Here is a 20,624-nt window from a genome sequence, read left to right as displayed (position 1 = left end):
ACCCCGGCGGGCACGGGGCCGTCCCCGGGCCCGCCGGCACCTGGGCTCAGCCCCGGTCGCGGTCCTTCTGATCGCGCTTGGCCGCCGCGCGGCGCTGGGCGCGGTTGGCGCTGTCCCCGCCCGCACCGGAACCCCGGCCACCACGGGAGCGGGACTGGCCGCCCTCGCCGTCCAGCGTCGGCGCGGAGTAGCTCAGGTCGCCCACCTTCTGCTCCAGGCCGGGCACCTCGAACGCGGCCGCCTCCTCGGCGGGCGAACCAGGCGCCGCACCGTCGGCCGCGGCCGGCTGCGGGTCGGCCGCCGCGCCCGCCGCCGCCCCGGCACCGGCGGCCGACGCACCGGCGGCCGACGCACCGGCGCTCGAGGCACCGGCGGTCGCCCCGGTCGGTGCGGACCCCGCCGCAGCGGCTCCGGCCGGCGCGGCGACGGGCTCGGCCGCACCGGCACCGACCACCTCGACGCCGGCCGGGGGCCGCGGGGCCGCAGCGGTCAGCTGCGCGGCGAAGACCAGACGGACGGTCTCCTCCTTGATCCCCTCGGTCATCGCCTGGAACATGTCGTAGCCCTCGCGCTGGTACTCCACGAGCGGGTTGCGCTGGGCCATGGCGCGCAGGCCGATGCCGTCCTGCAGGTAGTCCATCTCGTACAGGTGCTCGCGCCACTTGCGGTCGATGACGCCCAGCACGACCCGCCGCTCCAGCTGGCGCATCAGCGCGGGGCTCATCTCCTCCTCGCGGGTGTCGTAGGCCAGGCGCACGTCGGCCACGAGCTCCTGCACCAGCACCTCGGTGCTCAGCGCGCTGCCGTGCTCGGCCTCCAGCTCCAAGGCCTCCACCCCGACGGGGTACAGGGCGCGCAGCTGCTGCCACAGCTGCTCCAGGTCCCACTCCTCCGAGTGCGAGCCCAAGGTCGCCGCGCGGACGTAGCCCTCGACGACGTCCGCGGCGAATTGGCGCACCTCGTCGCCCAGGTCCGCGTGCTCCAGGACCCGGCGACGCTCCTTGTAGATCACGGTGCGCTGCATGTTGAGCACGTCGTCGTACTTGAGGACGTTCTTGCGGATCTCGAAGTTGCGGCTCTCGACCTGCTGCTGCGCGTTGGCGATCGACCGCGACACCATCTTGGACTCGATGGGGGTGTCGTCGGGGATCCCGGCCGCGTTGAGGAAGTTCTCGACCAGGCCGGAGTTGAACATCCGCATCAGGTCGTCGGTCAGCGCGAGGTAGAACCGGCTCTCGCCGTCGTCGCCCTGGCGCCCGGACCGGCCCCGCAGCTGGTTGTCGATGCGGCGGGACTCGTGCCGCTCGGTGCCCAGCACGTAGAGCCCGCCGACGGCCAGGACCTTCTCGCCGTCGGCCCGCACGGCGTCCTCGGCGCGCTTGAGCTCCTCCGGCCAGGCGGCCTCGTAGGCCTCCGGGTCCTCGTTGGGGTCCAGGCCGCGGTCCGCCATCGCCGTGACCGCCATGAACTCGGCGTTGCCGCCCAGCATGATGTCGGTGCCGCGGCCGGCCATGTTGGTGGCCACGGTCACCGCGCCGGGACGCCCGGCCATGGCGACGACCTGCGCCTCCCGGGCGTGCTGCTTGGCGTTGAGGACCTCGTGGTCGATGCCGACCCGCGACAGCTCCTTGGACAGGCGCTCGGACTTCTCGACGCTGGTGGTGCCGACCAGCACCGGCTGGCCCGCCTCGTGCCGCGCGACGATGTCCTCGATGACCGCCGTGTACTTGGCGTCCTCGGTCTTGTAGACCAGGTCGGGCTGGTCGGCGCGGACCATCGGCTTGTTCGTCGGGATCTCCACGACGCCCATGCCGTAGATCTGGCTGAACTCGGTGGCCTCGGTCTGGGCCGTACCGGTCATGCCGCCGAGCTTGTCGTACATGCGGAAGTAGTTCTGCAGCGTGATCGAGGCCAGCGTCTGGTTCTCCCGCTGGATGACCACGCCCTCCTTGGCCTCGATGGCCTGGTGCATGCCCTCGGAGTAGCGACGCCCGGCGAGCATGCGCCCGGTGTGCTCGTCGACGATGTTGACCTCGCCCTCCACCACGACGTAGTCCTTGTCGCGGCGGTACAGCTCCTTGGCCTTGACGGCGTTGTTGAGGAACCCGATAAGCGGGGTGTTCTCCGCCTCGTACAGGTTGTCCACGCCCAGGTGGTCCTCGACGAGGCTGATGCCCTCCTCGCTGATGCCGACGGTGCGCTTCTTCTCGTCCACCTCGTAGTGGACGTCGCGCTCCATCTTCTTCGCGATGCGGGAGAACTCGGTGTACCACTTCTGCGGCTGCTCGACGGGGCCGGAGATGATCAGCGGCGTGCGGGCCTCGTCGATGAGGATGGAGTCCACCTCGTCGACGATGGCGAAGTAGTGGTCGCGCTGGACGAGGTTCTGCAGGCTGCTCGCCATGTTGTCGCGCAGGTAGTCGAAGCCGAACTCGTTGTTGGTGCCGTAGGTGATGTCCGCGGCGTACGCCGTGCGCCGCTCGGCCGGGGTCTGGCCGTTGAGGATCACCGCGGTGTCCATGCCGACGAACCGGAACACGCGGCCCATCAGGTCGCTCTGGTAGCGGGCCAGGTAGTCGTTGACGGTGACGACGTGCACGCCCTTGCCGGTCAGCGCGTTGAGGTAGGCCGGCAGCGTGGCCGCCAGCGTCTTGCCCTCACCGGTCTTCATCTCGGCGATGTTGCCCAGGTGCAGCGCGGCCCCGCCCATGAGCTGCACGTCGAAGGCCCGGAAGCCCAGCGTGCGGCGCGCGCCCTCGCGGATGGTGGCGAACGCCTCCGGCAGCAGCCGGTCGAGCGTCTCGCCGTCCGCCAGCCGGGCCCGGAAGCGGTCGGTCTCCTCCCGGAGCTCGGCATCGCTCATCGCGACGAAGTCGTCCTCGATGGCGTTGACCTGGTCGGCGGTCTTGGCAAGGCGCTTGACGATCTTGCCCTCGCCCACCCTGAGCATCCGGTCGATGATTCCCACGCGCTGCATGGTAGACGCCGACCCTGGGGACGTCTCACACCCGGGATCAGCCCGGCGGGCCCTCCCGCACCGCGGCCGCCAGCACCGTCGCCGCGTCACCGACCGGCTCGACCTCGACCCGGTCGCCCCCCAACCACCGGGCCAGCCGGTGGCACTCGGCGGCCAGGGCCCGGACGTCGTCACCGTCGGCCCCCGGCTCGGCCCAGGCCGAGCGCACCCGCAGCACACCCCGGGCCCGGTCGGCCTTGAGGTCGACCCGGGCCACCAGCCGGCCGCGGTGCAGGAACGGCAGCACGTAGTAGCCGTGCACCCGGCGGGCGGCCGGCACGTAGATCTCCAGCCGGTAGCGGAAGCCGAACAGCCGTTCCACCCGGGGCCGGTGCCACACCAGCGGGTCGAACGGGGCCAGCAGCGTGGCCGCCCGGTCCCAGCCCGAGCCGGCCCGGGGCACGACGGCGTCGACGTGGCGCCAGGCGTTGACGGCGGTCGCGTCGCCGCCCCAGCCCCGCACGTGCACCGGGAGCAGCCGACCGGCCTCGACCAGGTCCGCGACGGCGCCGCGGGCCACGGCCGGACCCAGCCGGAAGTGGTCGCGCAGGTCGTCCAGCGTGCCGACGCCCTGCGCCCGGGCGGCCAGGTCCACCAGCGACCGGGCCGCCTCCTGCTCCGACGGTCGCGGCGCGCCGAGCACCTGCTCGGGCCACACCCGCTCGGTCAGGTCGTAGCGGCGCTCGAACTGCTCGGTGCGGCCGGCGCTGGTGACGCGGCCGGACCAGAACGCGAACTCCACCGCCCGCTTGACGTCGCTCCAGTTCCAGCCCCAGTGCTCGGTGCGCCGGGTGTGACCGGGCTCGAGGTGCTGCTGCAGCTGCCGGGCGGTCAGCGGGCCGTCGACCAGCGCGCCCACCACCGCGTCGGTCAGCTCCGGCCGACGGCGCGACACCTCGACCATGCCCGCCCAGGCGCCCTCCTCGGCCCGGTGCATCCGCCACCGCAGCGCCTGGAGGGCCTCGGCCCCCACGAAGGACGCCTCGTGGCCCCAGTACTCCCAGGCGACCGGTCGCCGCGCCCCGCGACGCGAGGTGGCCGCGTCGAGCACGGCCCGGTCGTAGCCGCCCAGCCGGGAGCGCACGGGCAGCAGGTGGGCCCGGGCCACCACGTTGACGGAGTCGATCTGCAGCGCGCCGAGGCGCTCGACCAGGCGGCGCAGGTGGCCGCGGTCGGTCAGCGGGCCGGGGCCGGGCGGGCCCGCGAGGCCGGTGGCCGACACGGCCAGCCGGACGGCGGCGGAGGCGGACAGGGTCTGCTGGGGGCGCACCGGCGGCAGTCTGGCCCCTGGCCCCGACACCGGGGTGGCAGGGGGCCGGGTCGCGGGAGCCCTTGCGCGCGACGCGGCCGTCCGGCCGGACCCGGCGAGGGCCCGGCCGGACGTCGGGTCAGCTGCCCGCGCTCACCGGGACGTCGGCGGCCCGGTCGTCCACCGCGGCCTCGTGGTCGCTGAGCCGGATGACCCCGTAGCTCCAGCCCTTGCGCCGGTACATGGCGCTGGGGCTGCCGTTCGCGGCGTCGACGAACAGGTAGAAGTCGTGCCCGACGAGCTCCATCTCGTACAGGGCCTGCTCCACCGTCATCGGCACCGCGGGGTGCACCTTCTCCCGGATCTCCACCGGCGAGCCGTCCAGCGGGTCGGGGGCCTCGCCGGCACCGTCGGCGTCCGCGTCGGCCGCTGCCGACGGGGCGGAGGAGGGGACGGACCCGTTCAGGCCCGGGGCGCTGGGCAGCAGCTCCCGCGGCGCCTCCAGGTCCATGCCCTCCCAGCGCGCGCTGGCGTGGGTCAGCGACTCGGGGGCGTGCCTACCGTGATGCACCTTGCGACGGTCCCTCGCGCGCCTGAGCCGTTCGTACAGCTTGGCCAGCGCCAGGTCGAGCGCGGCGTACGGGTCTCCCGCGTTCGCCTCACCCCTGACCACGGGTCCCCTGCTGTGGACGGTGAGCTCGATCCGGTGCGCAGCCGACGTCTGGCGAGGGTTCTTCTCCTCGCTGACCACCGCGTCTATGCGGTGGCATCCGGGGCACAGCTGCTCGACCTTCTCGACCTTCTCCTCGAGGTGACGACGGAACCGGTCGGGCACTGTGGTGTGCCGGGCGGTCACGGTGACGTCCATGGAGCCTCCTGGGTTCGGGTGACAGTTGCGACGCACGGGTCGTCGCGCGGCCCGTGCCGGTCTGGGGGTGGTCCTCGCTCGCCGCAGGGGTGCGGACGACGCCGTCAGGACCGGTCGACCACCTCCCCCCGGGCCGTGGACGCAGAAAGCCGCGGTCCCCTGGGGACCGCGGCTTGCTCCATGACGGAACGTTAGTACCGAGCGACGGTCGGGTGAAGTCGGGGGGGCGTGTCGGGCCCCGTGCGACCCGTCCGGCTCAGACGGCGGCCACGACCGCGGCGCCCAGCACCTGCGCGCCGGCCTGCCGCAGGGCGTGCGCGCAGGCCTGGACCGTGGCCCCGGTCGTCAGCACGTCGTCGACCACCACGACCGCCCGCCCCGGGCCCAGCCCGGCCGCCGCCGCGCGCGAGGCGGCGACCCGCACGGCGCCGGCCAGGTTGGCCGCCCGACCGTCGCGGTCCAGGTCGCCCTGGTCGCGCACCCACCGGGTGTGCCGCAGGACATCGGCCACCCGCACGTCGGCCCCGGCCGCCCGCAGCAGCCGGGCGGCGCCGTGGGCCAGGTCCCCGGTCGGGCGGGCGCCGCGACGCAGCACCGCCGTCAGCCGCACGGGCGGGGGGACGAGCAGCACCGGTCCGGTGACCCCGGCGGCACCGGCCGCGGGCCCCCACACGACCTCGACGACCCCCCGGGCCAGGCCGCGGGCCAGCACGGCGGCCACGTCGTGCCGACCGGACTCCTTGGCGGCCACCACGAGCCGCCGGGCCGGGCCCCGCCAGGGCGCCGACGCGACGGCCGTGGTGCCGTCGGCCAGCTCGCGCGGCAGCAGCGGTCCCTGCAGCAGCCCCGCCCGGCAGTCCCGGCACACCACCTCGTCGAAGGCGTCGCATCCCGGGCACGCGAGCGGGACCAGCAGCCCGCTCCAGCGGTGCCGGCGTCGACCTGTCGTGTCCCCGACCACCCGCCCAGCCTGCGGCCCCGACCGGCCCGCCGGCGGGGCCACGTCCGGCTGTGGACGACCGCGCGCGCCGGTGAAGGCCGGCCGGTACCGGGTGGTGCGTTCAGCCGCCGTGCGCGGGCGAGACCCCCGCGGGCCCGTCGAGCCACAGGCTGCCCGAGCGACGCAGGACCCTGCCCTCGACCGTCCCCACCACCACGGTCCGCTCCCCCAGCGCCGCGCTGACGGTCACCGCCCCCGGGGTCGGGGCCAGGGGCTCGGTCAGGCCGCCGACCTGGCTGACGACCGGGCGCAGCGGCTCCTCGCCGCTGCGGCCCAGCACGACGACCTGGTCGTCGTTGACCCAGGCGGCGTCCACCGCGTCGGCCAGCTCGGGGGCGACGTCGAAGGAGGCCTGCGACAGCGACAGCGGGCGCGACGCGGTGTCCCGGCGGATCCCCCGCACCTGGACCACCACCGTCCCGTCGGCCCGGGCCAGCACCACGAGGACCCGGGTGCCGTCACGGCTCACCCGCAGCGCCCGCACCCGGTCCCCGGCGCTGAGCCAGCGGGCCTCCACCTCGACCACGTCCGCCGCGGCCGCCAGCACCTGCGGCACGTCGGCGGTGCCGCCGGCCCCCTGGCTCACGGTCCACACCCAGGACAGGCCGGGCGGGTCGAACGACGGCGTGGTCAGCCCCTGGCCGGTCACCAGCTCCACCGCCGAGGAGCCCGGCTGCTGCAGCCACAGGGCGCTGCGGTCGGCGACGAGACCCGCCACCGACCCGCCGTCGTGCGACACGGCCAGCCCGGTGCGGACCTGCTCCGACAGCGCCTCGGTACCGGGGACGACCGAGGCCCCGTCCAGGTCCAGCTCCAGCACGGCCGCCGCCTCCGGGGCCAGCGGCCGGCCGGCAGGGTCCAGCTCGAGCGCCGGTGCGTCCGCCGCGCCGTCGTCGCCCGCCTCGGTCCCGGGCTCGCCGTCCGCGCCGTCCGCGGGGACGGAGGGGTCCCCCGACGCCCCGCCCGTGGCCCCGTCCTCCTCGGGGGGCACGGCCAGGACCAGCGGCCGGGTGTCGACCCCGGGGTCGACGACCAGGGAGGGGACGCCGACCGCGTCGGGCTGCTCGGGCTCGTCGAGCTCGGCCCCGTCGACGGTCACCCGCACGCTCTGCACGCCCGGCACGGCCCGCAGGGTCTGCCGCAGCTGGGCCAGCAGGACCGCGCGGTCCTGCGGGTCGGCCAGGCGTACCTCGTCGGTCAGGTCGACCGTCGCCACGCCGTTCTCGACCTGGACGCTGGACAGGTCCAGTCGGGTCCCGGCCGGGGCCGCGGACTGCAGCGCCCCGAGGTAGGGCTCGCTGGGCCCGGCCAGCAGCGCCCGGGTGAGCGAGGTCGCCGAGGACGTGAGCTGCGGGAACCACCGCACGTCGGGCACCAGGTAGGTCTGCGTCGGGTCGGTGAAGTAGACCCCGAACGGGCTCAGCACCCGGTCCCGGTCCACCTCGCTGACCAGCACGCCGGGCGGCAGCTCCGCGATGCGCCACTCGCCGGCCACCCGGGTCAGCCGGAAGGTCAGCTCCTCCACGGCCGGGCGCTGCTCGACGTAGCGGCCGGACTCGTCGATCCGGGCGACCACGCCGGCCCGTACCGACACGGTCGCGCCGTCGCCGTCGGTCACCGCGGGCGAGAAGGTCGGCAGGTCCTCGTAGACCACGGTCCGCTCGGTGGGCCGCCAGTCGGCGGCCTCGGGCGCGAGGAACTCCCGCGCCACGGTGAAGTCGTCCAGACCGGCGACCGCGGCCAGGAACCCCTCCACCAGCTGCCGCTCGTCGGCGCCGGCGGCGGGCCCGGCGGCGGTGACGCGCAGCGCCGAGCGGGCACCCTGCTGGTTGACGTCGCCGCCCGCCTCCACCCGACCGGACGTGGGTACGGACACGCAGCCGGTCAGGGCCAGCAGCAGCGCGGCCAGCAGGGCGGGCAGCGCGCGGCGCGTCATCGCAGCACCTCCGTGGACGCGGGCGGGGCGGAGGTGAGCACGTCCTCCGGGGGCACGGGGATGGACGTGGGGTGGCCGAGGGCGACCTCGTCGACCGGTACCGGCTGCGCCGTGGAGCCGGCCTCGAGGCCGTCGGGCCGGGCCCGGATGGGGCCGAGGCCGGGATCGGCCCCGTCCCGCCGGGGCACGGTGAGCACGAAGTGGGCGCCCTCCCCCGGGCTGCCCCACACGTCGATCCGCCCGCCGTGCAGCCGCGCGTCCTCCAACGAGATGGCCAGGCCGAGCCCGGTGCCCCCGCTGGTGCGGGCCCGGGCCGGGTCGGCGCGCCAGAACCGGTCGAACACCCGCTCCAGCTCGGCCGGGTCCAGGCCGACGCCGTGGTCGCGGACGCCGACGGCCACGGACTGGGCGTCGGCGGCCACCGTGACGGTCACGTCGCTGCCCTCGGCGTGCTCGACCGCGTTGGACACCAGGTTCCGGACGACCCGGGCCACGCGCCGCCGGTCCACCTGGCCCATCACCGGCTGCTGCGGGGCGTCGGTCCGCAGGCCGACCTGGCGGGACTGCGCGAGCGGGACGCAGACGTCGACGGCCTGACGCACCACGGCCGCGACGTCGACCGCCTCGACGTCGAGCTCCGCGGCTCCGGCGTCGAAGCGGCTGACCTCCAGCAGGTCGGCCAGCAGCGACTCGAACCGGTCGATCTGCCCCTGCAGGAGCTCGACGCTGCGGGCGGTGTCGGGGTCGAACTGGTGGCGCTGGTCGTGCAGCAGGTCCGCGGCCATCCGGATGGTGGTCAGCGGGGTCCGCAGCTCGTGGCTGACGTCGCTGACGAACCGCTGCTGCAGCTGTGACAGCTCCTCCAGCTGCACGATCTGCCGCTGCAGGCTGTCGGCCATCGCGTTGAAGCTGCGCGACAGCAGGGCCAGGTCGTCCTCGCCGCGCTCGGTCATCCGCTCGTCCAGCGCCCCGGCGGACAGCCGCTGAGCCGTCCCGGCCGCCTCCCGGACGGGTTCGACCACCAGCCGCGTGACCAGCCAGGCGATCCCCGCGACCAGCAGCACCAGCACCAGCTGGCCCAGCAGGAACGCCCGCTCCACCACCAGCAGGTTCCGCTGCTCCTGGTCCATCCGGTAGATCAGGTACAGGTCGTACTCCCCCGACAACGGCAGCACGACGCGGGAGCCGACCGCGATCGCCGGGGAGCCGTCGTCGGTCTCGTTGTTCGAGCGGACCTCGACCGGCTGCGACTGCTGGCGGGCCGGGTCCTCGGCCACGGCCTGGCGCAGCTCGGGGGTGATGGTGCTCGGCAGCAGACCGTCGCTGAACGTCTCCCGCAGGCTGACCGCGCGCTGGTTGCCGGTGGCCCGCAGCAGCACGACCTCGCGCAGCCGCGTCGTCTCCGAGCCCTCCAGCCGGGTCAGCAGGTCGTTGACCAGCAGCTGCTCGGCCTCCGCGTCCTGCGCCGACGCCTGGTCGAACAGCTCCTGGGTCCGGGCCACCTGCGCCTGCGACTCCACGAGCGCGAACTGCCGACGCTGCTCCGACAGGCCGCTGGCCACGTCCTGCAGCACGAACTGGCTCAGGCCCACCACGACGACGGTCCCCAGGGCGACCGTCAGCAGCACCACCCGGACGTGCAGCGACCGGCGCCACTGCCTCGCGAGGGCGCCGGCGGGGCTCGTGAGGTTCAGGTGCCCCGGCCCGTGTCGACGGGCGACCCGCCCGCCCCGACGGACCCACCGGGCTGCTCGCCGGCCGGTGCCGGGTCCTCCGGCGCCGGGTCGGCCGCACCGGCGCGGTAGCCGACCCCGCGCACCGTGAGCACGAACCGCGGGTTCTCCGGGTCGCGCTCGATCTTGGCGCGCAGCCGCTGCACGTGGACGTTGACCAGGCGCGTGTCGGCGGCGTGCTGGTAGCCCCAGACCTGCTCGAGCAGGGCCTCACGGCTGAACACCTGCCACGGCTTGCGGGCCAGGGCGACCAGCAGGTCGAACTCCAGCGGCGTCAACGACACCGGCTCGCCCGCCCGGGTGACGCTGTGGCCGGGGACGTCGACCACGAGCTCCCCGATCCGCAGCACCTCCGGCGTCACCGAGTCCGTCCGGCGCAGCCGGGCCCGGACCCGGGCCACCAGCTCCTTCGGCTTGAACGGCTTGACGACGTAGTCGTCGGCGCCGGACTCCAGGCCCAGCACGACGTCCACGGTGTCCGAGCGCGCCGTGAGCATGACGATCGGCGTGCCGGACTCGGCCCGGATCTGCTGCGCCACCGCTATGCCGTCCAGACCGGGCAGCATGACGTCGAGCAGGACCACGTCCGGCTTGCGCGCCCGGAACTCCTCCAGCGCCTTGGCGCCGTCGGCGCAGAACACGGCGTCGAGGCCCTCGCCCCGCAGCACGATGCCCAGCATCTCCGACAGGGCGGGATCGTCGTCGACCACCAGCACTCGACCTCGCATCCGCCCATCATGCGGCATCCGGGCCACACGCGGGCCAGGCGCGGCCGGGGCGCAGGCCGAACGTGGCACGATGAGGCGCACCTGGTGCGGCCCGACGGGGTGCGCCGGTGAGCCGACCGGGGAGGACGACAGCTGTGAGCACACCACCGACGGGCGGGACCGGCAGCGGCTGGTCCGCCCCCGAGACCGGCGCGACGACGGGGTGGGGCGTGCCGCAGGGCCCGCCCGCCGCAGCGCCGGCCGGACCGGGTGTGCGGTCGGGCCAGGGCTGGCAGCAGATGACGGGCCCGGACCAGCAGCCCTACGGCAGCGTGCTCACCCGCCGCGGCATCATCGCCCTCAAGCCGCTGGGCTTCGGCGACTTCTTCGACGGTGCCTTCCGCGCCATCCGGCACAACCCGCGCGCCATGATCGGGCTGTCGGCCCTGGTCCTCGGCGTCACCAGCATCCTGGTCTCGCTCCCCCTGGTCGGCGTGTTCAGCACGTCGGCGTTCACGGACCCGACGGCCGAGCTGACCGACGACCAGGCCCTGGCGGTCGGGGGCAGCTTCCTGGCCCTCATCCCCACCGGCTTCCTGCAGAGCATCGCCGTCATCGTGCTGACCGGGATGCTCATCCTGTCGGTCACCCAGAGCGTGGTGGACCGGCGGCTGCGGGTCGGCGAGCTGTGGCGCCGTGCACGCGGCCGGGTCTGGCCGCTCATCGGCTGGTCGCTGCTGCAGTCGATCGGCGGGTCGCTGATCGTCGCCCTCGCGCTGGCGCCGGGGATCGTCCTGCTCGTGCTGGAGGAGGTCGCCGGCGGCGCCGTGGCGCTCGTGGTGCTCGGCCTGGGCGGCCTCGTGCTGGCGGCCTGGCTGTACGTCCTGCTGACCTTCGTCCCGGTCCTCATCGTCGTCGAGCGGCTCAGCATCATCGCCTCGGTCAAGCGCTCGGTCGCCCTGGTCAAGGGGGCGTTCTGGCGCACGCTGCTGGTGCTGCTGCTCACCGGCATCCTCGCCTCGGTGGTGTCGCAGCTGCTCGCGACCCCCTTCGCCATCGCCGGCTCGGTGGGCCTGGTGCTGCTGGAGAGCGACCCCGTCCTGGCGGGGGGCATCTACGCCGCGTCGGTCAGCCTGGGCACCACCGTGGGCCTGGTGCTGGCCATCCCCTTCCTGGCCGCCGTCATCGCCCTGCTCTACGTGGACCGCCGGATCCGCCTGGAGGGCCTGGACGTCGCGCTCGCACGCACCCTGGCCACCGAGCAGGCGTGAGCCCCGCCCTGCTGCCCGGCGTCCCCCTGGCCGTCGTCGACCCCGACCGCGCCACGGCCCGCCGGTGGGCGGTGGAGGAGCTGACCGACCAGGCCTACGCCGCCGCCCAGCCCAACCTGCTGCAGGAGGCCATCGCCTGGCTGCTGGAGCGGCTGGACGACCTGCTCACCGTGGCCGGGGTCGCCGGCGGCGGCCTGGGCCTGGTCATCGGACTCGGCCTGCTCGTCCTGCTGGTCGTGCTGGCCCTGCTGGTGGCCGGGCCCGTGCGCCGCCGCGCCGCGCGCCGCGGCCCGACCCCGGGCGGGGTGTTCGGCAGCACGCTGCTGACCGCGGCGCAGCACCGCTCCGCCGCCGAGCAGGCCGCGGCCGCCGGCCGGTGGGGAGCCGCGGTGCAGGAGCGGTTCCGGGCCACGGCCCGGGCCCTGGAGGAGCGGGTGGTGCTGGACCGCCGCCCGGGCCGGACGGCCGACGAGGTCGCCGTCGAGGCCGGCGCCCTGCTGCCCCCCGCCGCCGAGTCCCTGACCCGGGCCGCGCGGGTGTTCGACGACGTCACGTACGGCGGACGGGACGGGGACGAGGCGGGCTACGACGCCTGCGTGGCGGCCGACGAGGCCGTCGGCCGGGCCCGACCCGCGGGCCTGCTCGCGGTCGGGGGGTCGGGCTCGTGAGCGGCCCGGGCCTGGACGAGCGGACCGACCTGGCCTTCGAGGGTCCCGACGACGCCGAGCCCGGCACCGACCCGGCCGCCCGGCGTGGCTGGGGGCCTTGGTGGCGGCGCAACCGCGGCCTCGTCGCCGTGGTCCTGGTCGTGCTGCTGGGCGTCGTCCTCACCGTCGCCCTGACCCCGCGGGGCAGCGGGGAGCCGCTGGCGCCGGACAACCCCGCCCCGGAAGGAGCCCGGGCCGTGGCCCAGGTGCTCGGCCGGCAGGGCGTCGACGTGCGGGAGCCGACCGACCTGCAGGAGGTGCGCGACACCGCGACCGCCGGCACCACGCTGCTGGTGCTCCAGGCCGACCTCTTGGCCCCCGACCAGCTGCGGGGGCTGCGGGCCACGGGCGCGGACCTGGTCCTGGTGGACCCGTCGCTGCCGGTGCTGCAGGTGCTCGCCCCGGAGCTGAGCATCGGCGGGACCGCCGGGTCCTACACCGCCGCCCCGGGCTGCGACGACCCCGACGCGGTGGCGGCCGGGGAGGCGCGCGGCGGCGGCAGCCGGTACGTGGCCAGCGGTTCGGCGCCGGTGCCCGGCGTGGAGCGCGAGGCCCCGTCGGCCACGGCCCGGGTGGCCGTCTGCTACCCGCCCGGCAGCGGCACGAACCCCGACGCGGGCTCCTACGCCGTCGTCGACGACGCCCAGGAGCAGCGCCGGGTCGTGGTCCACGGCCAGCCCGACGTGCTGAGCAACCGCTGGCTGGCGGAGGAGGGCAACGCCGCCCTGGCGCTGCGCAGCCTCGGCCGGCAGGACACGCTGCTCTGGTACCGCGTCGACCCCCTCGACGTCGCCCTGGACGCCGGCGACGGCCCCGCCCCCACCGCGGTCGAGCTGCTGCCCCGCTGGGTCGGCTGGGCCGGCTGGCAGCTGCTGCTGGTGACCGCGGTGGCCGTGCTGTGGCGGTTCCGTCGCCTGGGCCGGCTCGTGCCCGAGCGGCTGCCCGCCGTGGTCCGCTCCGCCGAGACCACCGAGGGCCGGGCCCGGCTGTACCGCGCCGCCGGGGCCCGGGTCGCCGGGGCCCAGGTGCTGCGCGCGGCCACCTCGCGGCGCCTGGCTGCCCGGCTGTCCACCGGCTCGGTGTCCGACCCGGCCACCGTGGCCCGGCTGGCCGCGGCCGCCAGCGGCCGCGACCCGGTGTCGGTCGGGCTGCTGCTCGACGGCCCCCCACCCACCGACGACGCCGGCCTGGTCAGGCTGGCGGACGACCTTGACCGACTCGAACGAGAGGTGACCCACCGGTGAGCGAACAGCCGGAACGTCCGAGCACCGACGCAGCCGCGTCCTGGGGCTCCGCACCCCCCACCGACCCGCGCGAGGCCCTGCAGCGGGTCCCCGTCGAGGTCGGCAAGGCGGTCGTGGGGCAGCAGGCCGTCGTCACGGGCCTCGTCATCGCCCTGCTGTGCCGCGGCCACGTGCTGCTGGAGGGCGTCCCCGGCGTGGCCAAGACCCTCACGGTCCGGGCGCTGTCCGCCGCGCTGCGCCTGGACACCAGCCGGGTGCAGTTCACCCCCGACCTGATGCCCGGCGACGTCACCGGGTCGCTGGTGTACGACAGCCGCACCGGTGAGTTCAGCTTCCGCGAGGGGCCGGTGTTCACCAACATCCTGCTGGCCGACGAGATCAACCGGACGCCGCCCAAGACGCAGGCCTCCCTGCTCGAGGCCATGGAGGAGCGGCAGGTCAGCGTCGACGGCAAGGCGCGCCTGCTGCCGGACCCGTTCATCGTGGCCGCGACCCAGAACCCGGTGGAGTACGAGGGCACCTACTCCCTGCCCGAGGCCCAGCTGGACCGGTTCCTGCTCAAGCTCACCATGCCCCTGCCGGAGCGCGACGCGGAGGTCGAGGTGCTGCACCGGCACGCGCACGGCTTCGACCCGCGCGACCTGGCCGCGGCCGGGCTGCAGCAGGTGGCCGGGCCCGAGGACCTCAAGGCCGGCCAGGAGGCCGTGGCCCGGGTGCAGGTGGGCCGTGAGGTGCTGGCCTACGTGGTCGACATCGCCCGCGCCACCCGCACCTCCCCGTCGCTGTCGCTGGGCGTCTCGCCCCGCGGCTCCACGGCGCTCATGTCCACGGCGCGGGCCTGGGCCTGGCTGACCGGGCGCGACTACGTGACCCCGGACGACGTCAAGGCCATGGCCCGGGCCACCCTGCGCCACCGCGTCCAGCTGCGGCCCGAGGCGGAGCTCGAGGGCGTGTCGGTGGAGTCGGTGCTGGACTCCGTGCTGGCCTCGACCCCGGTGCCCCGCTGACATGACGGTGACCGGGCGGGCCGTCGTGGTGGCGCTGCTGGGGCTGGTGCCGGTGGCGCTGGTCCCGGGGTGGACCACGTTCCTCGGGTGGCTCGGCGTCCTCGTGCTGCTCGTGGGGTTCGACCTGCTGCTCGCGGCCTCCCCGCGCGCCCTGGTGCTGGAGCGCGAGCCCCTGGGCTCCGTCCGGCAGCAGGAGCCGACCGAGAGCAGCGTCGTCATCGGCAACCCCGGGCGCCGGCGGCTGCGGGCCGTGGTCCGCGACGCCTGGCAGCCGTCGGCCGGGGCCAGCCCGGCCCGGCAACGCGTCGTAGTGCCCGGTGGTGAGCGGCGGCGGGTGACCACGGCCCTGGTGCCCACCCGGCGCGGGGACCGGCTGAGCCCCGGTCTGGCGGTGCGCAGCCTCGGCCCCCTCGGGGTCGCGGCCCGGCAGCGGAGCCTGGACCTGCCCGGCCGGCTGCGCGTGCTGCCCCCGTTCCGGTCCCGTCGGCACCTGCCCAGCCGGCTGGCCCAGCTGCGCGAGATCGACGGCAAGTCCGCCGTGCAGCTGCGCGGGCAGGGCACCGAGTTCGACTCGTTGCGCGAGTACGTGGACGGCGACGACGTCCGGTCCATCGACTGGCGGGCCACCGCCCGGCGGCAGACCGTGGTGGTGCGCACCTGGCGCCCGGAGCGCGACCGGCGGGTGCTGCTGGTCGTCGACGCCGGCCGGACGGCCGCGGCCCGGGTCGGCGACGAGCCCCGCCTGGACGCCGCGATGGACGCCGCCCTGCTGCTGGCCGCCCTCGCGTCCCGCGCCGGTGACCGCGTCGACCTGCTGCTGCACGACCGCCGCGTGGTCGGGCGGGTCGAGGGCGCCTCGCGCAGCGACCTGCTGCAGCGCATGGTCGACGTCATGGCCCCGGTAGACCCGGCCCTGGTGGAGTCCGACTGGTCGATGGTCGCCGCGCAGGTGCGGGGCCGGTTGAGCCGCCGCAGCCTCGTCGTGCTGCTGACCCCCCTGGAGGCGGGCAGCGTCGACTCCGGCCTGCTGCCCGTGCTGGCCCAGATCAGCCGTCGGCACGCCGTGGTGGTGGCGTCGGTGACCGACCCGGAGCTCACCGAGATGGCGTCCCGGCGCGGTGACGCGACCGCCGTGTACGACGCCGTGGCCGCCACCCGCTCGCAGCTGGAGGCCGAGACCGTGACGGGCTGGGTCAACCGGCTGGGTGTGGAGGTCGTGCGCGGCGACCCCGACTCGCTGCCGCCGGCCCTGGCCGACCGCTACCTGGCGATGAAGGCCGCCGGCCGGCTCTGATCCGGGCTCAGCCGGAGACCAGGTCCCGGTCGCCGCGCAGCTCCTTGCGCAGGTCCCCGGTCTCGCCGGCGCGCACGGCCCGCCCGCCCAGGACCACGACGTAGGCGACGAACGCCCCCCACACCACGGCCCCCACCGCGATGCGCGCCCACGTGGGCAGGGGCGACGGCGTCACGTAGGCCTCGACGACGCCCGACACCAGCAGCACGGGCACCAGGCCGACGGCGATGCCGATCATGGCGCGCCCCTCCTGCCCCAGCGCCTCGACGCGGGAGCGCGGGCCCGGGTCGACCCAGGCCCAGAACACGCGCAGCCCCGCCGCCAGCGCCACGAACACCGCGGTCAGCTCCAGCAGGCCGTGGGGGGTGATGAGGCCGAAGAACAGGTCGAGCCGGTCGCAGGAGGCCATCAGGCCGCCGGTCGAGCCGACGCCGATGGCGTTGGTCACGAACACGTACACCGGGAAGATGCCCGTGATGCCGAACGCGATGGACTGCGCGGCGATCCAGGCGTTGTTGGTCCAGACCTGGCCGGCGAACGACGCCGCCGGGTTCTCGGAGTAGTAGGCCTCGAACTGCACCTCGCACAGGGCCCGGATGTCCGCGTCGGAGGCGAGGGAGGCCTGCACGTCCGGGTTGGCGGCCACCCACCAGCCCGACACGCCCCCGATCAGGACGAAGGCGACGGCGACGGCGACGGTCAGCCGGCCGGCGCGGTGCAGGGCGGCGGGGAACTCGACGACGAAGAAGCGGGCCACGTCGCGCCAGACCGGTTCGCGCGAGCCCGCGACGGCCTGCCGGGCCCGGTTGACCAGCGTGGACAGCCGAGCCACCAGCGACGGGTCCGGGGCGGAGGACCGCACCACCGACAGGTGGGTGGCCACCCGCTGGTAGAGCGACACCAGCTCGTCGGCCTCGGCCGCGTCCAGCCGGCCGCGCTTCAGCAGCTGCTCCAACCGCGCCCACTCCCCCGAGTGCGCCTGCACGAAGGCGTCGACGTCCACCCCGCGACCCTAGTACGGGGCCGTCCGGGTCCGGTCGGCACGTCGGGACGACGACCCCGCGCACCACCCGGATAGCCTGCTGCCGTGAGCATGCTGGTGACCGGGGACGCCGTCGTCCTGGAGCTGCCGCCCGCCGGGCTCGGCACCCGGCTGCTGGGGATCATCATCGACGTCGTCGTGCAGGTCGTCGTCCTGGTCGGCCTGCTGTGGCTGTTCGGCAGCTTCGTCTTCTCCCTCGACGCGGCGGGGTTCGCCGCCGTGGCCCTCGGTCTGGTGGTGCTCGCGCTGGTGGTGGTGCCGGCCACGGTCGAGACGCTCACGCACGGCCGCTCGCTGGGCAAGCTCGCCCTGGGGCTGCGGGTGGTGCGCGACGACGGCGGCCCGATCCGCAGCCGGCACGCCATCGCGCGGGCCCTGGTGGGCTTCGGCGAGATCTACCTGGCCCTCGGGGCCCTGTCCGCACCGTTCGTGCTGGGCACCCACCGGGCCAAGCGGCTCGGCGACCTGGTGGCGGGCACGTACGTGGTCAACGAGCGGACCGCGCTGCTGAGCTCGCCCATGGTGCAGATGCCGCCGGAGCTGGCCGGCTGGGCCGCGACGGCCGACCTGGGCCAGGTGCCGGGATCGCTCGGCCTGGCCGCCCGGTCCTACCTGTCGCGCCTGGACGGGCTGTCGCCGCAGGCGCGCGCGCAGCTCGGCGACCGGCTGGCCGGTGAGCTGTCGGCGCTGGTGTCGCCGCCGCCCCCCGCCGGCACGTCGCAGGAGCGTTTCATCGCGGCGGTGCTGGCCGAGCGCCGCGCCCGCGACGGGCGCCGGATCGCCTCGGAGCAGGCCCAGCTGCAGCGGCTGCGGGCGATGGCGGAGCACGCCCGCGGCGTCTGAGGACCCGCGGGCCCCGTGGCTCGGTGACCGCACCGTCGGCCGGTACCAGATCGTTACAGAACCGGGCACGACGTTCGCCGGACGGCGCACCCCGCCTGCTGCCACGCTTCGGCCAAGGGTCCGCACGGGACCCCCACAACCACACTCTCACCTGGGGGAACACCATGATCACTCGACGTCGTGCCGGCCTGTTCGGCGCCCTCGCGGCCGGCCTGCTCGTGTCCGCGGCGGCGCTGCCCGCGGTCGCCGGCACCACACCCCGCGGGCCCTCCCGAGCGCGTCCACCACCGCCGCGGACTGCACCTCCGCGCGCGCTGCCCAGGACGCCTACCGCGTCGACTCCGTCGTGCCGCTGCTGGAGGCCGCCGAGGCGTCCGTGACCGGGCTGGAGGAGTCGTCGGCCGAGAGCGAGGCCGACGTGGCCGACCTCGCCGCGGCCCTGGCCTCGGCCCAGGAGGACCTGGCTGCGACCGAGGCCGCTGTGACCACCGCCGAGGACGAGCTGGCCGCGGCCCGCGACGGCGGGGACGCCGACGAGATCGAGGCGGCGGAGCAGGCCCTGGCCGAGGCGGAGCAGGCCCGCGACGACGACGCCGCCGCCGTGCAGGAGGCGCAGGAGGCGCTGACGGCCGCCGAGCTGGCCGCCGACGACCTGCTGCTCGAGCTCGACCAGGCCCGCGGAGAGCGGAACCTGCTGATCGAGGCCGCCCTGGGGCGCGACTTCGAGACCGAGCAGAGCCTGGCCGACCACCTGGCCGACCTGCGGGCGCTCGGGCTCGACGAGTACGCCGGTCTCGTCCAGGCCGCTGCCGACGCGTGCGACTGGTTCGCCGAGGACGCCGGCGCACCGGCCCCGGCCGTGGTGGCCCCCAGCGCACCCGCCGCCACCCCGGTCACCGCCCGCGCCAGCTACACCGGCTGACCCGGGGCCGGTTGCGCACGACGGCACCCTGAGTCGGGTCCCCGACGACACAACGGCACCCTGCGTCGAGCAGATCGACGGAGGGTGCCGTTGCGTCGGAACGCGGTGGGACGCGGGGGTGCGGGGTGGGTCAGTAGCGGTAGGCGTCGGTCTTGTAGGGGCCGGCGACGTCCACGCCCAGGTACTCGGCCTGGGACTTGGTCAGCTCGGTGAGCCGGACGCCGAGGGCGTCAAGGTGCAGCCGGGCGACCTTCTCGTCCAGGACCTTCGGCAGCACGTGCACGCCGAGGGGGTACTCCTCACCGCGGGTGAACAGCTCGATCTGCGCCATCACCTGGTTGGTGAAGGAGTTGCTCATCACGAAGCTGGGGTGGCCGGTGGCGTTGCCCAGGTTGAGCAGGCGGCCCTCGGACAGCACGATGACGCTGGTGCCGTCGGGGAACGTCCACTCGTGCACCTGCGGCTTGATCTCGGTCCGGGTGACGCCGGGGGTGCGCGCCAGGCCGGCCATGTCGATCTCGTTGTCGAAGTGGCCGATGTTGCCGAGGATGGCCTTGTTCTTCATCCGGCCGATCTGCTCGGCGGTCACGACGTCCTTGTTGCCGGTCGCCGTGATGACGATGTCGGCGGAGCCGATGACCTCGTCGAGGGTGGCGACCTGGTAGCCGTCCATCGCGGCCTGCAGGGCGTTGATGGGGTCGATCTCGGTGACGATGACCCGGGCGCCCTGGCCGCGCAGCGACTCCGCGGACCCCTTGCCGACGTCGCCGTAGCCGCAGACCACGGCCACCTTGCCGCCGATGAGCACGTCGGTGGCCCGGTTGATGCCGTCGATGATCGAGTGGCGGGTGCCGTACTTGTTGTCGAACTTGGACTTGGTCACCGAGTCGTTGACGTTGATGGCGGTGAACAGCAGGGTGCCGTCGCGCATGCGGTCGTACAGCCGCAGGACACCGGTGGTGGTCTCCTCGGTGACGCCCTTGATGCCCTTGGCGACGGCGGTCCAGCGGCCCGGCTCGGCGGCGAGGGTGCGGCGCAGCGTCTCCAGGACGACCGCGTACTCCTCGTTGTCGTCCTCGGTGGTCGCGGGCACGGCCCCGGCGCCCTCGAACTCGACACCCTTGTGCACCAGCATCGTGGCGTCGCCGCCGTCGTCGAGGATCATGTTCGGGCCGGTCGAGCCGTTGCCGTCCGCGGGCCAGCGCAGCACGGCGTCGGTGCACCACCAGTACTCCTCCAGCGTCTCGCCCTTCCAGGCGTAGACCGGGATGCCGGTGGGCGCCTCGGGGGTGCCCTCGGGGCCGACCACGATCGCGGCGGCCGCGGCGTCGTCGGTGGAGAAGATGTTGCAGGAGGCCCAGCGCACGTCGGCGCCGAGCGAGACCAGGGTCTCGATGAGGACGGCGGTCTGCACGGTCATGTGCAGGGAGCCGGTGATGCGCGCGCCGGCCAGGGGCGCCTTGCCGGCGTACTCCTCGCGCAGCGACATCAGGCCGGGCATCTCGTGCTCGGCCAGGCGCAGCTGGTGGCGGCCGGTCTCGGCCAGGGACAGGTCGGCGACGGCGTGGTCGATGACCCGGCCGTCGGCGGTGGTGTGGCTCGCGGCCAGCGCGGCGGCGCGGCCCGGAGGGGTGATGGAGGACATGGGGTGGTTCCTTCCCGCGGGTTGACCGCGTACGTCAGGGACCGCGTGGCGCTCGCGCACGGCGCGGTCGGGTGTCTCCTCGCCCCGGCGTGACCCCTCTGGGCCCTTCGGCATCACCGACGCCGTGCGGGTCCCAGGTT

At 75.2% G+C, this 20,624-nt stretch carries 15 protein-coding genes and 1 pseudogene; 7 read left to right on the top strand and 9 right to left on the bottom strand.

Annotation, left to right across the window (positions count from 1 at the left end; genetic code table 11):
* Nucleotides 1–46 precede the first annotated feature (46 nt).
* The 7 genes and pseudogenes from secA to mtrA form a co-directional block, all read right to left on the bottom strand.
* Nucleotides 47–2,968: a preprotein translocase subunit SecA gene (gene secA / locus SJY06_RS11165; protein WP_380167534.1), complete on the bottom strand. Its 2,922-nt coding sequence runs from the start codon at nucleotides 2,966–2,968 to the stop codon at nucleotides 47–49.
* A 46-nt stretch (nucleotides 2,969–3,014) separates the two neighbouring features.
* Nucleotides 3,015–4,286 (bottom strand): winged helix-turn-helix domain-containing protein, encoded by a 1,272-nt coding sequence (locus SJY06_RS11160; protein WP_380167532.1) that lies wholly within the window; start codon nucleotides 4,284–4,286, stop codon nucleotides 3,015–3,017.
* Between the two features lie 118 nt (nucleotides 4,287–4,404).
* Nucleotides 4,405–5,133: a ribosome hibernation-promoting factor, HPF/YfiA family gene (hpf, locus tag SJY06_RS11155; protein ID WP_380167530.1), complete on the bottom strand. Its 729-nt coding sequence runs from the start codon at nucleotides 5,131–5,133 to the stop codon at nucleotides 4,405–4,407.
* 256 nt (nucleotides 5,134–5,389) lie between these two features.
* Nucleotides 5,390–6,094: a ComF family protein gene (locus SJY06_RS11150; protein WP_380167528.1), complete on the bottom strand. Its 705-nt coding sequence runs from the start codon at nucleotides 6,092–6,094 to the stop codon at nucleotides 5,390–5,392.
* A gap of 100 nt (nucleotides 6,095–6,194) precedes the next feature.
* Nucleotides 6,195–8,069 carry an LpqB family beta-propeller domain-containing protein gene (locus SJY06_RS11145; RefSeq protein WP_380167526.1) on the bottom strand — a complete coding sequence of 625 codons (1,875 nt, stop codon included), beginning with the start codon at nucleotides 8,067–8,069 and terminating at the stop codon, nucleotides 6,195–6,197.
* Complete coding sequence (gene mtrB / locus SJY06_RS11140) at nucleotides 8,066–9,712, bottom strand: MtrAB system histidine kinase MtrB (RefSeq protein ID WP_380169701.1); 1,647 nt, start codon at nucleotides 9,710–9,712, stop codon at nucleotides 8,066–8,068. Before mtrB ends, SJY06_RS11145 begins: the two co-directional genes overlap by 4 nt.
* Before the next feature lie 149 nt (nucleotides 9,713–9,861).
* A pseudogene (gene mtrA, locus SJY06_RS11135) lies at nucleotides 9,862–10,530 on the bottom strand (MtrAB system response regulator MtrA); the annotation flags it as partial.
* A 134-nt stretch (nucleotides 10,531–10,664) separates the two neighbouring features.
* On the opposite strand from mtrA, the gene SJY06_RS11130 reads away from it, so the two are divergent.
* Genes SJY06_RS11130 through SJY06_RS11110 form a run of 5 tightly spaced genes read left to right on the top strand, consistent with a single transcriptional unit; the run spans nucleotide 10,665 to nucleotide 16,032 of the window.
* Entirely contained in the window at nucleotides 10,665–11,780 is a 1,116-nt protein-coding gene (locus tag SJY06_RS11130) for a hypothetical protein (protein ID WP_380167524.1), read from the top strand.
* Nucleotides 11,777–12,448, top strand: coding sequence for a DUF4129 domain-containing protein (locus tag SJY06_RS11125; RefSeq protein WP_380167522.1), 672 nt, complete (start codon nucleotides 11,777–11,779; stop codon nucleotides 12,446–12,448). The genes SJY06_RS11130 and SJY06_RS11125 overlap by 4 nt, the downstream gene beginning before the upstream one ends.
* Nucleotides 12,445–13,731 carry a DUF4350 domain-containing protein gene (locus SJY06_RS11120; protein WP_380167520.1) on the top strand — a complete coding sequence of 429 codons (1,287 nt, stop codon included), beginning with the start codon at nucleotides 12,445–12,447 and terminating at the stop codon, nucleotides 13,729–13,731. Before SJY06_RS11125 ends, SJY06_RS11120 begins: the two co-directional genes overlap by 4 nt.
* Nucleotides 13,728–14,738, top strand: coding sequence for an AAA family ATPase (locus SJY06_RS11115; RefSeq protein ID WP_380167518.1), 1,011 nt, complete (start codon nucleotides 13,728–13,730; stop codon nucleotides 14,736–14,738). Before SJY06_RS11120 ends, SJY06_RS11115 begins: the two co-directional genes overlap by 4 nt.
* 1 nt (nucleotide 14,739) lies before the next feature.
* Nucleotides 14,740–16,032, top strand: coding sequence for a DUF58 domain-containing protein (locus SJY06_RS11110; RefSeq protein WP_380167516.1), 1,293 nt, complete (start codon nucleotides 14,740–14,742; stop codon nucleotides 16,030–16,032).
* Between the two features lie 7 nt (nucleotides 16,033–16,039).
* Here the strand turns inward: SJY06_RS11110 and SJY06_RS11105 are convergent, their stop codons facing one another.
* The gene (locus tag SJY06_RS11105) at nucleotides 16,040–17,035 is read right to left on the bottom strand and encodes a stage II sporulation protein M (RefSeq protein ID WP_380167514.1); all 996 of its coding nucleotides are present in this window, start codon (nucleotides 17,033–17,035) and stop codon (nucleotides 16,040–16,042) included.
* A 90-nt stretch (nucleotides 17,036–17,125) separates the two neighbouring features.
* On the opposite strand from SJY06_RS11105, the gene SJY06_RS11100 reads away from it, so the two are divergent.
* Entirely contained in the window at nucleotides 17,126–17,917 is a 792-nt protein-coding gene (locus SJY06_RS11100; RefSeq protein WP_380169700.1) for an RDD family protein, read from the top strand.
* 346 nt (nucleotides 17,918–18,263) lie between these two features.
* Nucleotides 18,264–18,839 carry a hypothetical protein gene (locus tag SJY06_RS11095; RefSeq protein WP_380167512.1) on the top strand — a complete coding sequence of 192 codons (576 nt, stop codon included), beginning with the start codon at nucleotides 18,264–18,266 and terminating at the stop codon, nucleotides 18,837–18,839.
* A gap of 130 nt (nucleotides 18,840–18,969) precedes the next feature.
* Here the strand turns inward: SJY06_RS11095 and ahcY are convergent, their stop codons facing one another.
* Entirely contained in the window at nucleotides 18,970–20,484 is a 1,515-nt protein-coding gene (gene ahcY / locus SJY06_RS11090; RefSeq protein ID WP_380167510.1) for an adenosylhomocysteinase, read from the bottom strand.
* Nucleotides 20,485–20,624: the final 140 nt, after the last annotated feature.

Source organism: Jannaschia sp. R86511 (assembly GCF_042466345.1).
Taxonomy (GTDB): domain Bacteria; phylum Actinomycetota; class Actinomycetes; order Actinomycetales; family JBBAYJ01; genus Aquipuribacter.
This window is presented reverse-complemented; position numbering and strand designations above follow the sequence as displayed.

Coding starts and splice junctions, on each gene's coding strand:
- hpf (WP_380167530.1), bottom strand. CDS start 5,133: ATGGACGTCACCGTGACCGCCCGGCACACCACAGTGCCCGACCGGTTC.
- SJY06_RS11145 (WP_380167526.1), bottom strand. CDS start 8,069: ATGACGCGCCGCGCGCTGCCCGCCCTGCTGGCCGCGCTGCTGCTGGCC.
- SJY06_RS11110 (WP_380167516.1), top strand. CDS start 14,740: ATGACGGTGACCGGGCGGGCCGTCGTGGTGGCGCTGCTGGGGCTGGTG.
- SJY06_RS11100 (WP_380169700.1), top strand. CDS start 17,126: ATGCTGGTGACCGGGGACGCCGTCGTCCTGGAGCTGCCGCCCGCCGGG.
- ahcY (WP_380167510.1), bottom strand. CDS start 20,484: ATGTCCTCCATCACCCCTCCGGGCCGCGCCGCCGCGCTGGCCGCGAGC.